Origin of the sequence: Methylobacterium sp. 275MFSha3.1, assembly GCF_900108435.1 — a bacterium.
Lineage (GTDB): Bacteria > Pseudomonadota > Alphaproteobacteria > Rhizobiales > Beijerinckiaceae > Methylobacterium.
The window spans coordinates 38394-51068 of sequence record NZ_FNWP01000014.1 but is presented as its reverse complement, the minus strand read 5'-3'; the positions used below and the strand labels follow the sequence as shown (position 1 = coordinate 51068).

The window sequence follows — 12675 nt, the reverse complement described above, 5'->3', positions numbered from 1 at the left end:
CGCCTGGGCGCCGGATCCCTTCGATCCCCCCGCGCGAGCGGGCGGGCGTGAAACCTAGAAGCTGTCCCGGAGCCAGCGGCCGACCCGGTTCAGGTAGTTGTCGGTCCCGGTCGCCGCGAAGGCGCCGTGCCCCCGCGGCTCGAAATGCTCGGCATGGGCGACCTGCGGGTAGACGAGCAGGCCGACCGCCGCCGAGAAGGCCGGACCCTTGGCGGCTTCCGGCAGGCCCCGGATGCCGAGGGGCCGTCCGATCCGCACCTGACCCTGGAGGACGCGGCGGGCGACCTCGGGCAGACCGACGAGCTGGCTGGCGCCGCCGGTGAGGACGACGCGCCGCCCGGCCTGGGCGGCGAAGCCCGCGTCGCGCAGGCGGTCCCGCACCAGCTCGACCACCTCCTCGACGCGCGGCTTGATGATCCGCACGAGCTGCGAGCGCGGGATGTGGGCCGGCGCCTCGCCCTCGTCCTCGCCGACGCCGTGCACGGCGATCATGTCGCGGTCGTCGGAGGGGGTGGAGAGGGCCGAGCCGTAGAGGGTCTTCAGCCGCTCGGCCGCCGCCATGCGGGTGGAGAGGCCGCGGGCGATGTCCATGGTGACGTGGTGGCCGCCGACCGCCAGGGCGTCCACGTGAACGAGGTGGCCGCCGGAGAACACGCCGACGCTGGTGGTGCCGCCGCCCATGTCGACGACGCAGACGCCCATCTCGGCCTCGTCGTCGACCAGCGCCGAGAGGCCGGCCGCGTAGGGCGTGGCGATCACGGCCTCGACGCCGAGGTGGCAGTGCTCCACCGCCAGCATGACGTTGCGGGCGGCCGCGAGCTCGCTGGTCACCACGTGCAGGTCGACGCTGAGCGCCTCGCCGATCATGCCCGACGGGTCGATGACGGCGCCCTGCCCGTCGAGGGCGTAGCCGGTGGGCAGCGCGTGCAGCACGGCCCGGCCGGGGCTGACGCCGTGGGCGCTGGCGGTCTCGAGCACCCGCTCGACGTCGCTGCCCGTGACGGTGCCCGAGCGGACGTTCACCCGCGCCTGGAAATGCTGCGAGGCGAGCCGGCCGCCCGACATGTTGACGATGACCGACTGGACCTCGACCTTGGCCATCCGCTCGGCGGCGTGGACCGCCTGCCGGATCGCGCTCTCGGCCGCGGCGAGATCGACGATGGCGCCGCCCTTCAGGCCCAGGGAGCGCTGGTGGCCGATGCCGATGATGCGCGCGAGGTGCGTGCGGCCGCGGAGCGTCGTGAGCGCTTCGGCGGGCTGCAGCTCGGCGATGAGGCAGACCACCTTGCTCGTGCCGATGTCGAGCACCGAGAGGGTGGTCGAGCGCCGGGCGGAGAGCGGCTTCAAGCGCGGCGTGAGGCCGTGTTGGCTGTGCATTGACGCTACCGGGCGCGGGATGCGGGACGGGCGGAGATCGACAGGAAGGGCATCAGCTGGCCGCGCCCTTCTTCTTCGCCTTCTGGGCTTCCGCGCGGGCGGCGGCGGCCTCCTCGGTCAGGCGCACCACCAGGCGGTCCGGCATGCGCAGGTCCACCGCGATGACGTCCTTCTCGAGCAGGTGGGCCTCGCGCTCGAACCGGACGAGGCGGGCGAGCGCCGCGGCCGGATCGACCTCGGGCAGGCGCACGTCGATGCCGTCGAACTTGAGGGTCCAGCGCCGGCCCGACACGTAGGTGCCGGCCTTGATCCGCTCGGCGAGCGGCCCCGCGGCGGCGATGAGGGCGAGGTATTCCGGAAGCTTGGTGTTGGCGTCCTCGCCGACCACCAGGGGCAGGCTGGCGTAGCGGTCGTCGCGCATGGCGTCGATGACGGTGCCGTCGGCGGCGATCACGCTGATCTCGCCGTTCTTCTGCCAGAGGGCCGCGGGCTCGCGCTCCACCTGGGTGATGGCGATCTCGTTGGGGTAGATCTTCCGGACCGAGGCCTGCGCGATCAGCGGCACGCGGAGCAGCCGCTCGCGCACGTCGTTGACGTCGAGGAAGGGAACCGAGGAGCGCCAGTCGATCCCGGCGGCCGCCAGGACCTCGCGCTCGTACATGCGGGAGATGCCCGAGATGGTGACGCGCTCGACGCCGAAGCCGGCGACGCGCGCGGCGATGTCGAGGGGGCGGCCTTGCTCGGCCACGAACGCGTCGTAGCGGCCGCTCGCCACGAAACCGGCGAGCGCCACGGCGGCGGCGGAGACGGAGACCGCCACGATCCCGGCGCCGCGGGGCAGGCGCTCGCTCAGGCGCTGACTCGGGCGGGCCCGACGAACCGAGAGCGACCGGGACGTGCCGCGGCCGGTGAGCCGGCCCAGGATCGCGCCGGCGAGGCGCGCGGGACCGCTCCGGCCGGCGGCGTCGCCGCTCAGCGATTCAGGGAAGCGTCCTCCACCATCCATCGGACGAGCTCACCGAAACTCAGGCCCGCATGGGCCGCCATCTCCGGCACAAGGCTCGTCTGGGTCATGCCGGGTTGCGTGTTGACCTCCAGCACCACGAGCAGACCGGTTCCACCCGGTGTGTCGTCGTAGCGAAGGTCGGCACGGCTGACGCCCCGACAGCCCAGTGCTTGATGCGCCGTTAACGACAGTTCTTGGACACGCTGGTAAACATTTGGTTTAAGTTCGGCCGGGAGCACGTGCACCGAGCCCCCCGGGGCGTACTTGGCGTCGTAATCGTACCAATCGCCCGTGGCGGCCTTCACCTCGATCACCCCGAGGGCCTTGTCGCCCATCACGCCGCAGGTGAGTTCGCGGCCAGCAATGTAAGGTTCTGCAAGGACTTGCTCGCCGAACGTCCACTCCTCGGAGGCGAGGATCTGGGGCGGGTGCGAGCGGCCGTCGCGCACGATGATCACACCCACCGATGAGCCTTCCGCGATCGGTTTCACGACGTAGGGTGGCGGCAGGGGGTGTGTCCTGGCGGCCTCACGACGGTTAACGGTCCGGCCCTCGGGCACGTCGACGCCGGCGGCGCGCATGACGGTCTTGGCCCGCTCCTTGTTCATCGCAAGCGCCGACGCGAGGACGCCGGAATGGGTGTAGGGGATCTTGAGGATCTCCAGCAGGCCCTGGATGGTGCCGTCCTCGCCGTCCGGCCCGTGGAGCGCGTTGAAGGCCACGTCCGGCCGGAGCGCCGTCAGCACCGCGGCGATGTCGGGGCCGACATCGACCCGGGTGACCCGGTAGCCCTCCCCTTCGAGCGCGTCGGCGCAGGCCTTGCCGGAACTGAGGGAGACCTCGCGCTCGGCGGAGGTGCCGCCCAGCAGGACGGCGACGTGCTTGGACATCAGGGCACCTCGAATAGGTCGGCTTCAATCAGGATCTGAGCGCACCGGTCCGTCCGGAACACCGCTCTCACGTCGTGCCGGCGGGCTGGCCGATGCGCCGGATCTCCCAGCGCAATGCGACCCCGCTGGTCTCCCGGACGCGGCGGCGGACCTCCTCGCCGAGCCCCTCGATGTCGGCCGCGCTCGCGGTACCGGTGTTGATCAGGAAGTTGCAGTGCATCTCGCTGACCTGGGCGCCGCCCCGCCTCAATCCGCGGCAGCCGGCGGCGTCGACGAGCTGCCACGCCTTGCCGCCGTCCGGGTTGGCGAAGGTCGAGCCGCCGGTCCGCTCGCGGATCGGCTGTGCGGCCTCGCGGGCGGCGGTGACCCGCTCCATCTCGGCCTCGATGGCGACCCGGTCGCCGGGCCGCCCGCGGAAGACGGCGCGCGTGAAGATCACGTCCTCCGGGGCGTCCGAGTGCCGGTAGGAGAAGCCCATGTCGGCGTGGCTGAAAGTGCGCAGCGCGCCCCCGCGGTCGATGCCGCGGGCCTCGACCAGCACGTCGGTGGTCTCGCCACCATGCGCGCCCGCGTTCATGCGCAGCGCCCCGCCGATCGAGCCGGGGATGCCCCGGTAGAAGGCGAGCCCGTCGAGCCCGGCCTCGGCGGCCGCCTTGGCGAGGCGCATGTCCGGGACCGCGGTGCCGACGGTCAGCGCGTCGCCGTCGACCGCGATGCTGCCGAAGGCCTTGCCGCCGAGGCGCACGACCACGCCCGGCACGCCGCCGTCCCGCACGATCAGGTTCGAGCCGAGCCCGATCACCGTGACCGGCACGTCCGGATCGAGAGCGGCGAGGAGGCGGGCGAGATCCTCCTCGTCGGCCGGGGTGAACAGCACCTCGGCCGGTCCGCCGACCCGGAACCAGGTGAGGTCGGCGAGCGGCTGGTCGGCGAGCAGGCGCCCGCGGAGGTCGGGCGCGGCGGCCCGGATGCGATCGTGCAGAGAGGCGGTCATCTGTGTGTCTCCCCTCGCCCCGCCCGCGGGGAGAGGGATGCGGCGATCCTGGTGTCGTCGCATCGGGGTGGCAGCGGACGCTGCGAGGCCGGGGTCCGGAGAGTCACCGCCGGGTTCATCCTCGGAGCGCAGCCCAGTGTGGACGGTCGAGGGTGCCGCCGACCCGAGAGGCCTCCCGGGGCGGGCGCGCGCACCGCGCCTACCGTCCCCGCGCGGCGAGTTCGTCCGGCAGGGCGTAGGCCCACTGGGTGATCGTGCCGGCGCCGAGGCACACCACGTAGTCGCCGGGCTTGGCGAGCTCCGCGATGATCCCCGCGAGTTCCTCCGGCCGCTCCAGGGCCCGGGCGTCGCGGTGGCCGCGCGAGCGCAGGCCGGCCACGAGGCTGTCGCGGTCGAAGCCCTCGATCGGCTGCTCGCCGGCCGCGTAGACCGGCGCGACGATGACCGTGTCGGCATCGTTGAAGCAGGTGCAGAAATCGTCGAACAGCGACTGCAGGCGGGTGTAGCGGTGCGGCTGCACGACCGCGACGACGCCGTGCTCGGTCGAGGCGCGGGCGGCCTTGAGCACCGCCTTGATCTCCACCGGATGGTGTCCGTAATCGTCGAAGATCGTCGCGCCGTTCCACTCGCCGGTGCGGGTGAAGCGCCGCTTCACGCCGCCGAAGCCCGCGAGCGCCTGGCGGATCGCGTCCGGCTTCACGCCGAGCTCGTGCGCGACGGCGAGCGCCGCGGTGGCGTTGAGGGCGTTGTGCTTGCCGGGCATCGGGAGGACGAGATCCTCCATCTCCATCCGGTAGCCGGGCCGACGGTCGCGGATCATCACCCGGAAGCGGCTCTGGCCGCCGCGCAGGTCCACGTCGATGAGGCGCACGTCGGCCTGCGGGTTCTCGCCGTAGGTGATGATCCGCCGGTCCTCGATATGGCCGACGAGATCCTGGACCACCGGGTGGTCGATGCACATCACCGCGAAGCCGTAGAACGGGATGTTGTCGATGAAGCGCCGGAACGCGTCCTTGATCGCGTCGAACGAGCCGAAATGGTCGAGATGCTCGGGATCGATGTTGGTGACGATCGCGACGTCGGCCGGCAGCTTCAGGAAGGTGCCGTCGGACTCGTCGGCCTCCACCACCATCCACTCGCCCGCCCCCATGCGGGCGTTGGTGCCGTAGGCGTTGATGATGCCGCCGTTGATCACGGTCGGGTCGAGGTTGCCGGCGTCGAGCAGCGTGGCGACGAGCGACGTGGTCGTGGTCTTGCCGTGCGTGCCGGCGATCGCCACGCAGGACTTGAAGCGCATCAGTTCGGCCAGCATCTCGGCCCGTCGCACCACGGGCAGGCGTCGCTCGCGGGCGGCCTGCAGCTCGGGGTTGTCGCGCCGGATCGCGGTCGAGACGACGACGAGGGCGGCCTCCTCGACGTTCTCGGCGTCGTGGCCCACGAAGGTGCGCATGCCCTTCTCGGCGAGACGGCGGACATTGGCGTTGTCGGAGGCGTCCGAGCCCTGCACCGTGTAGCCGAGGTTGTGCATCACCTCGGCGATGCCGGACATGCCGATGCCGCCGATGCCGATGAAGTGGATGGGGCCGAGCTTGTCGGGCAGCTTCATGGGTCGAACCGTCTGGTGGCGGGACCGCCGGTGCGGAATCCCTCAAGGAATCAGGTGCGGGCGGCCGTCTCGACGACGACCTCGGCCAGCCGCTCGGCGGCGTCGTGGATGCCCGCGCTTCTGGCCGCATCGGCCGCCGCGGTCAATTTTGCCGGCGTCTCGAAGCAGGCGGTCAGCTCCGCGGCGAGCCGTTCGGGCGTGAAATCCGGCTGCTTCACCGCCAGCGCCGCGCCGATCGCGTCGAGGGTCGCGGCGTTGGCGGCCTGGTCCTGGTCGAGGGAGCCCGGCAGCGGCACGAGGATCGACGGGCGGCCGATCGCCGCGAGTTCCGAGACCGTGGAAGCACCCGAGCGCGAGACCACGAGGTGGCTCGCGGCCATGCGGGCGGGCAGGTCCTTGAAGAACGGCGCCGCCTCGATCCCGGCGAGGCCCATGGCGAGATAGCGATTCTGAACGGCCGTCAGGTCCTCGGGGCGGACCTGCTGGACGAGGTGCAGGCGGGCGCGCAGCGCGTCGGGCAGGCGGGCGATCGCCTCCGGCACGACCTCGCCCATCACGCGCGCGCCCTGGCTGCCGCCGAACACCAGGAGCCGCAGGGCGTCGCCCTCGCCGAAAGCGGGATACGGGACCTTGGCCGCCTCGATCACCGCCGGGCGGAGCGGATTGCCGGTGTGGATCCGCGGGGCCTTGGCCTTGTCGGGCACGCCGCGCACGACCTTGAAGCCGGTGGCGATGGTGCGGGCGCCCCGCGCCAGGAAGGCGTTGGCCCGGCCCATCACGGCGTTCTGCTCGTGCAGGATCGTCGGCACGCGCAGGATCTGGCCGGCGAGCACCGGCGGCACGGTCGGGTAGCCGCCGAAGCCCACGATGGCGGCCGGGTTGATCCGGCGGATCTCCTTCGCGGCCACGCCGAAGCCCCGGCCGAGGGTCAGCACGGCGCCGGCCCGCTTCAGCGGCGAGCGGCCGGACGGCGTCGCCGAGGCGATGGTCACCACCTCGGAGGCCGGGAACTCGGACGCGATGGCATCGACCCGGGCGTCGGTGGCGAGCGCCACCCGGATGCCGCGGGCCCGCAGGGCGTGGGCGAGGCTCTCGGCCGGGAACAGGTGGCCGCCGGTGCCGCCCGCACAGAGCAGGATCGTGGGCGTGAAGACGGTCACCGCATCACCCCGGCGACGGTGGCGGGCGCGGTGCCGGGGGGCTTCTGGCTGAGCATCACGGTGCGGGGCCGCTTGCGGGTCAGGGCGACGAGGAAGCCGGTGCCGAGCGCCAGCGAGATCAGCGAGGAGCCGCCGTAGGAGACGAACGGCAGCGTCATGCCCTTGGCGGGCATCAGTTGGGTGTTCACCGCCATGTTGATGCAGGCCTGCAGGCCGAACAGCGTGGTCAGGCCGGTGATCGCCAGCCGCGAGAAGGTGTCGTCGGTGCGCCGCGCGAGCTTGAGGCCGCGCAGGACGATGAAGGCGAACAGCGCCACGAGGCAGAGGCAGACGATCACGCCGAACTCCTCGCCGGTGACCGAGAAGATGAAGTCGGTATGCGCGTCCGGCAGGTGGCGCTTGGCCACGCCCTCCCCCGGCCCGGTGCCGAACCAGCCGCCCGAGCGGAACGATTCGCGCGACCAGAAATCCTGGAAGCCGCCGCCGGAATCCCGGTCGAGGAACTTGTTGAAGCGCTCGCGGACGTGGTGGAAGAACAGGTAGGCAGCGAACACACCTCCGAGGCCCAGCACGCCGAGGACGGCCACCCAGATCAGGTGGAGGCCGGCCACGAAGAACAGCGCGCACCACACCATGGTAATCAGCATGGTCTGGCCGAAATCGGGCTGGAGCAGCAGCGGCACGATGGTGATCGGCAGGAGCAGCAGCGCCAGGATGCCGCCCGGCATGTCGCGGCGCTGGGCGCCCTCCGAGAAGGCCCAGGCGGCGACGACCACGAAGGCCGGCTTCACGAACTCCGAGGGCTGCAGGCCGAAGGAGCCGAACTGGATCCAGCGATGCGCGCCCTTGATCTCGGGCCCGAACTTGCCGGCGAGCAGGCACAGGATGACGCCCAGGATCCACGTGACGAGCGCGAGCCGCCGGATGCCGCGCAGCGACAGGAACGAGACCGCGCAGATCAGCAGGATGGTCGGCGCGAGGTACATCGCCTGCCGGTTGAGGAAGTAGAAGGTCGGCAGGCCGATCCGCTCGGCCACGGGCGGGCCGCCGCCCATCAGGAAGACGAGGCCCGCGACCATCAGCGCGAACAGCGCCGCGAGCAGGCCGCGGTCCACCGTCCACCACCAGTCCGTCAGGGGGGTGCGTTCCGCGCGTGACATCATGCCGGGCAACGACTCCAGGCCGCGCGGATGCCGATCCGCGCGGGTCGGCCGGGATCCTCGGCAGGAATGGTAAACGGAGCCTTATGACCGACGGGTCGGGGCGCGTCGGGGCACGTCAGAACGCGCCGGCCACGCAGCCGGCGGCCCCTGGGATGCTGTATTAGGACGGCGCAATACTAGTAAAAAGACACTCTATGTTAATCTTCCCATTGCAACTTTCGGATGTATCGACCCGGCGGGTCGCGGTGCGCCGCGCCCGATCCGCCCAGCGGAAGCCGACGCGCCATGTTCTCTGCCCTGAACGTCCGTGAAGCGCATGCCAAGCTCGCGGCCCTCGACCGGGTTCAGGGCGTGATCGAGTTCGACCTGGCGGGGCGGATCCTGTCGGCGAACCGGAATTTCCTCGACGTCGTCGGGTACACGCTGCCGGAGATCGTCGGCCAGCACCACAGCATGTTCATGGAGCCGGCCCAGCGGGACGCGCCGGACTACCGGGCCTTCTGGGAACGCCTGCGCTCCGGCACCTTCGAGTCGGGCCAGTTCCAGCGGGTCGGCCGGGGCGGCCGGTCGATCTGGATCCAGGCCTCCTACAACCCGATGCTCGACGTCCGCGGCCGGCCCTACAAGGTGGTGAAGTTCGCCACCGACATCACGCAGCAGCGCACCGAGGAGGCCGACCGCGCCGGGCAGATCGCCGCGATCGATAAGGTGCAGGCGGTCATCGCCTTCGACCTCGACGGCACGGTGATCGCGGTGAACGACAATTTCCTCGCCGCGATGGGCTACAGCCGCGCCGAGGTGCTCGGGCAGCATCACAGCCTGTTCGTGGAGCCCGCCTACCGGGAGAGCGAGGCCTACCGGGCCTTCTGGGCGGCCCTGCGGAACGGCACCTATCAGGCGGCCCAGTTCCGGCGGATCGGCAAGGACGGGCGCGAAGTCTGGATCCAGGCCTCCTACAACCCGATCCTCGACGCCGCCGGCCGGCCCTACAAGGTGGTGAAATTCGCCACCGACATCAGCGACCAGGTCCGGCTGTTCGCCAACCTGCGGACCCTGATCGATCAGAACTTCGGCGAGATCGAGCAGGCGGTGACGCACTCGACCACGGCGGCCTCGCTGGCCTCGTCGGCGGCGGACTCGACCTCCGGGAACGTCCAGACCGTGGCGGCCGCCGCCGAGGAGCTGGCGGCCTCGGTGGCGGAGATGTCCCAGAGCATCGTGCGCTCCCAGAGCGCCACCGACACCGCCTATGCCTGCGTTCAGGACGCGGACGGCCACACCAAGCGGCTGGCCGAGACCGCCACCGCCATGACCGGCATCGTCGGCCTGATCCAGGACATCGCCGGCCAGATCAACCTGCTGGCGCTGAACGCCACCATCGAGGCCGCCCGCGCGGGCGCGGCGGGCCGCGGCTTCGCGGTCGTCGCCTCCGAGGTTAAGGCGCTGGCCGACCAGGCGGCGCGCGCCACCGGTCAGATCAACGGCGAGATCGCCAGCGTGCAGCGCGTCTCGCAGGAGGTCGTGCAGGCTCTCAGCTCGATCGGGTCCTCGGTCTCGGTGATGCGCGAGACCGTGGTGGCCACCGCGGCCGCCATCGAGGAGCAGAGTGCCGTGACCCGGGATCTGGCCGAGAGCATGCAGAGCGCCGCGGGGGCCGTCACGGAGATCACCGGCAACATCGGGGCGATCGTCCAGTCGGTGGCCAACGTCTCGCATGCGGTCGACACCACCCGCGACGCCGCCAAGGTTCTGGCGCGCTGAAGTGGCGCTGCCTCAGGGCAGCGCCTGCACCAGCTCGCGGAAGCGGTTGCCGCGGATCTCGAAGTTCCGGAACTGGTCGTAGGACGCGCAGGCCGGCGACAGGAGCACCACCGGCTCCGGTGCGCCCGAGGCGGCGGCGTTCTCGGCGGCCTTCGGGACGGCGTTCTCGAGGGTCTCGCAGCGCGTGTAGGGCACGGCGCCCTCCAGGGTCGCCGCGAAGGCGTCCGACGCCGCGCCGATCAGGTAGGCGTGCGCGACCCGCTCGAAATACGGCACCAGCGGGAAGATCCCGCCCTCCTTGGCCTTGCCGCCGAGGATCCAGTGGATGTCCCGGAAGGCGGTGAGGGCCTTCTCGGTAGAATCCGCGTTCGTCGCCTTGGAATCGTTGACGAACAGCACGTGGCCGCGCCGCCCGACTTCCTCCATCCGGTGCGGCAGGCCCGGGAACGAGGTCAGGCCGGCCTGGATCTGCTCCGGCGACAGGTCGAGGGCCCGCGCGACGGCCACCGCCACCGCGGCGTTCTGCCAGTTATGCGCCCCCCGGAGCGAGCCGATCCCGTTGACGTCGGCGAGGGCCGTCCCGTCCGGCTCCCGGACGATCCCGTCGCGCACCGTCAGCGCGTCGGCGCACAGCACGTCGCCGTGGGGCACGTGGACACGCACGAGGTCGGCGCCGCGGCGGTCCGCGATGGCGCGGCTCGGGGCGTCGTCGACGCCGACCACCGCGAGGCCGGCGCCCTGGATCAGACGCTCCTTGATGGCCGCGTACTGCTCCATCGTGCCGTGCCGGTCGAGATGGTCCGGCGTGATGTTCATCAGCACGCCGACGCTCGGGTCGAGGCTCGGCGTCAGGTCGATCTGGAACGACGACATCTCGATCACGTGGACGCGGTCGGCGGCCGGCGGCTCCAGCGACAGGATCGCGGTGCCGATGTTGCCGCCCATCTGCACGTCGCGGCCCCCCTGCGCGAGCACGTGGGCGATCAGCGCCGTGGTGGTCGACTTGCCGTTGGTCCCGGTGATCGCCACGAACGGCGCCCCCGGCGCCTGCGCCCGCCGCTCCCGGCAGAATAGCTCGATGTCGCCGATGACCGCGACGCCGGCATCCCGGGCGAGCCGGACGCTCCAGTGCGGCTCGGGATGGGTCAGCGGCACGCCCGGGCTAAGCACGAAGGCGGCGAACGCGGACCAGTCGGCCGCGCGCAGGTCCCGCGTCTCGATGCCGGCCTCCCGCGCGCGGGCGAGGCTGTCGGCATTGTCGTCCCAGGCCTGCACGGCCGCGCCACCCGCCTTCAGCGCCAGCGCCGTGGCGAGCCCCGAGCCGCCGAGCCCGAACAGGGCGACGGTCTTGTCCTGGAAGACGGTGACGGGTGTCATGCGGAACTCTGGATGCGGCGACCGGACCCGGCCGACCCGAACCGGGCCCTCCTCCCGGGCGCCCCGCATCGGCGACCCCGAAGGCGGGCTCCCGGGATCGCGCGGCCGACCGGAAGCCTCCTTCGAGGCTCCCCTCCGCGGCCGCGCCTCAGGACGAGGGCGAGGATCGGATCGACCTCTCAGGTCGCCCCTCTAGCACGATTTCTCAGCGCAGCTTCAGCGTCGCCAGGCCGGCCATCGCCAGGATCACCGCGATGATCCAGAACCGGATCACGACCTGCGGCTCCTTCCAGCCCTTCTGCTCGAAATGGTGGTGGATCGGCGCCATGCGGAACACGCGCTTGCCCGTGAGCTTGAACGACGCGACCTGGATGATCACCGACATCATCTCCAGCACGAAGAGGCCGCCGACGATCGCCAGGACGATCTCGTGCTTCGTCGCCACCGCGATGGAGCCCAGCAGGCCGCCCAGCGCCAGGGAGCCGGTATCGCCCATGAAGATCTGGGCCGGCGGCGCGTTGAACCACAGGAAGCCGAGCCCGGCGCCGATGACCGCGCCGCAGACGACGGCGAGCTCGCCCGTGTCGCGGACGTAGTTCACCTGCAGGTAGCTGGCGGTGAACGAGTTGCCGACGAGGTAGGCGATGAAGCCGAACGTGCCGCAGGCGATCATCACCGGCACGATCGCGAGGCCGTCGAGGCCGTCGGTCATGTTCACGGAATTGCCCGCCCCGACGATCACGAAGGCGCCGAACAGCGGGTAGAACCAGCCGAGGTTCAGGAGCGCGTCCTTGAACACCGGGAAGGCGAGCTGATTCTGCAGCGCGGCGGGCGAGTAGACCGCGATGGTCACGCAGGCCGCCATCGCGATCAACGCCTCGAGGGCGAGGCGGAACTTGCCCGAGAAACCCTTGTGGGACTGCTTCGTGACCTTGAGGTAGTCGTCGTAGAAGCCGATCGCGCCGAAGCCGAGGGTGACGGTCAGCGTCACCCAGACGTAGTGGTTGCGCGGGTTGGCCCAGAGCAGGATCGCCACGACGGCGCCGGCCAGGATCATCAGGCCGCCCATGGTCGGCGTGCCGCGCTTGGTCAGCAGATGGGTCTGCGGCCCGTCCTCGCGGATCGGCTGGCCCTTGCCCTGGCGGATCCGCAGCAGCGAGATGATCCAGGGCCCGAACCAGAACACGAACAGGCCCGCCGTGAACAGCGCGCCGCCGGTGCGGAAGGTGATGTAGCGGAACACGTTGAGCGGCGTGAAGCTGCTGCTCAGGTCCGAGAGAAGGTACAGCATCCGGGCGCTCGGCCCCCTTGTTCAGGCTCAGGTTTCGGGGGACGGCGCCG

At 71.3% G+C, this 12675-nt stretch carries 10 protein-coding genes; 1 reads left to right on the top strand and 9 read right to left on the bottom strand.

The annotated features are described in order from the left end of the window. Positions 1 to 54 precede the first annotated feature (54 nt). The 7 genes from ftsA to BLW78_RS17535 all read right to left on the bottom strand — a co-directional run bounded on the left by ftsA (position 55) and on the right by BLW78_RS17535 (position 8196). Entirely contained in the window at positions 55 to 1377 is a 1323-nt protein-coding gene (gene ftsA, locus BLW78_RS17565) for a cell division protein FtsA (protein WP_012319319.1), read from the bottom strand. Between the two features lie 52 nt (positions 1378 to 1429). After that, positions 1430 to 2383 (bottom strand): cell division protein FtsQ/DivIB, encoded by a 954-nt coding sequence (locus tag BLW78_RS17560; RefSeq protein ID WP_020094131.1) that lies wholly within the window; start codon positions 2381 to 2383, stop codon positions 1430 to 1432. Further along, on the bottom strand, positions 2350 to 3273 hold the full coding sequence (locus BLW78_RS17555; RefSeq protein WP_091681107.1) for a D-alanine--D-alanine ligase: 924 nt from the start codon (positions 3271 to 3273) through the stop codon (positions 2350 to 2352). Before BLW78_RS17555 ends, BLW78_RS17560 begins: the two co-directional genes overlap by 34 nt. Positions 3274 to 3340: 67 nt before the next feature. Further along, positions 3341 to 4267, bottom strand: coding sequence for a UDP-N-acetylmuramate dehydrogenase (gene murB, locus BLW78_RS17550; protein ID WP_091681106.1), 927 nt, complete (start codon positions 4265 to 4267; stop codon positions 3341 to 3343). 199 nt (positions 4268 to 4466) lie between these two features. Then, positions 4467 to 5873 (bottom strand): UDP-N-acetylmuramate--L-alanine ligase, encoded by a 1407-nt coding sequence (gene murC / locus BLW78_RS17545; protein WP_091681104.1) that lies wholly within the window; start codon positions 5871 to 5873, stop codon positions 4467 to 4469. A gap of 50 nt (positions 5874 to 5923) precedes the next feature. Further along, positions 5924 to 7033, bottom strand: a complete 1110-nt coding sequence (gene murG, locus BLW78_RS17540; protein ID WP_091681102.1) for an undecaprenyldiphospho-muramoylpentapeptide beta-N-acetylglucosaminyltransferase — start codon at positions 7031 to 7033, stop codon at positions 5924 to 5926. Further along, positions 7030 to 8196, bottom strand: coding sequence for an FtsW/RodA/SpoVE family cell cycle protein (locus BLW78_RS17535; RefSeq protein ID WP_020094126.1), 1167 nt, complete (start codon positions 8194 to 8196; stop codon positions 7030 to 7032). Before BLW78_RS17535 ends, murG begins: the two co-directional genes overlap by 4 nt. Positions 8197 to 8481: 285 nt before the next feature. On the opposite strand from BLW78_RS17535, the gene BLW78_RS17530 reads away from it, so the two are divergent. Next, entirely contained in the window at positions 8482 to 9957 is a 1476-nt protein-coding gene (locus BLW78_RS17530) for a methyl-accepting chemotaxis protein (protein WP_020094125.1), read from the top strand. A gap of 12 nt (positions 9958 to 9969) precedes the next feature. Here the strand turns inward: BLW78_RS17530 and murD are convergent, their stop codons facing one another. Beyond that, the gene (gene murD / locus BLW78_RS17525) at positions 9970 to 11334 is read right to left on the bottom strand and encodes a UDP-N-acetylmuramoyl-L-alanine--D-glutamate ligase (RefSeq protein ID WP_091681207.1); all 1365 of its coding nucleotides are present in this window, start codon (positions 11332 to 11334) and stop codon (positions 9970 to 9972) included. 205 nt (positions 11335 to 11539) lie between these two features. Then, the gene (gene mraY / locus BLW78_RS17520) at positions 11540 to 12625 is read right to left on the bottom strand and encodes a phospho-N-acetylmuramoyl-pentapeptide-transferase (RefSeq protein ID WP_020094123.1); all 1086 of its coding nucleotides are present in this window, start codon (positions 12623 to 12625) and stop codon (positions 11540 to 11542) included. Between the last annotated feature and the right edge of the window lie 50 nt (positions 12626 to 12675).

Bases quoted from the DNA above. Each gene is read 5' to 3' on its own strand.
- ftsA (WP_012319319.1), bottom strand. From the start codon at position 1,377: ATGCACAGCCAACACGGCCTCACGCCGCGCTTGAAGCCGCTCTCCGCC.
- BLW78_RS17560 (WP_020094131.1), bottom strand. From the start codon at position 2,383: ATGGATGGTGGAGGACGCTTCCCTGAATCGCTGAGCGGCGACGCCGCC.
- BLW78_RS17555 (WP_091681107.1), bottom strand. From the start codon at position 3,273: ATGTCCAAGCACGTCGCCGTCCTGCTGGGCGGCACCTCCGCCGAGCGC.
- murB (WP_091681106.1), bottom strand. From the start codon at position 4,267: ATGACCGCCTCTCTGCACGATCGCATCCGGGCCGCCGCGCCCGACCTC.
- murC (WP_091681104.1), bottom strand. From the start codon at position 5,873: ATGAAGCTGCCCGACAAGCTCGGCCCCATCCACTTCATCGGCATCGGC.
- BLW78_RS17535 (WP_020094126.1), bottom strand. From the start codon at position 8,196: ATGATGTCACGCGCGGAACGCACCCCCCTGACGGACTGGTGGTGGACG.
- BLW78_RS17530 (WP_020094125.1), top strand. From the start codon at position 8,482: ATGTTCTCTGCCCTGAACGTCCGTGAAGCGCATGCCAAGCTCGCGGCC.
- murD (WP_091681207.1), bottom strand. From the start codon at position 11,334: ATGACACCCGTCACCGTCTTCCAGGACAAGACCGTCGCCCTGTTCGGG.
- mraY (WP_020094123.1), bottom strand. From the start codon at position 12,625: ATGCTGTACCTTCTCTCGGACCTGAGCAGCAGCTTCACGCCGCTCAAC.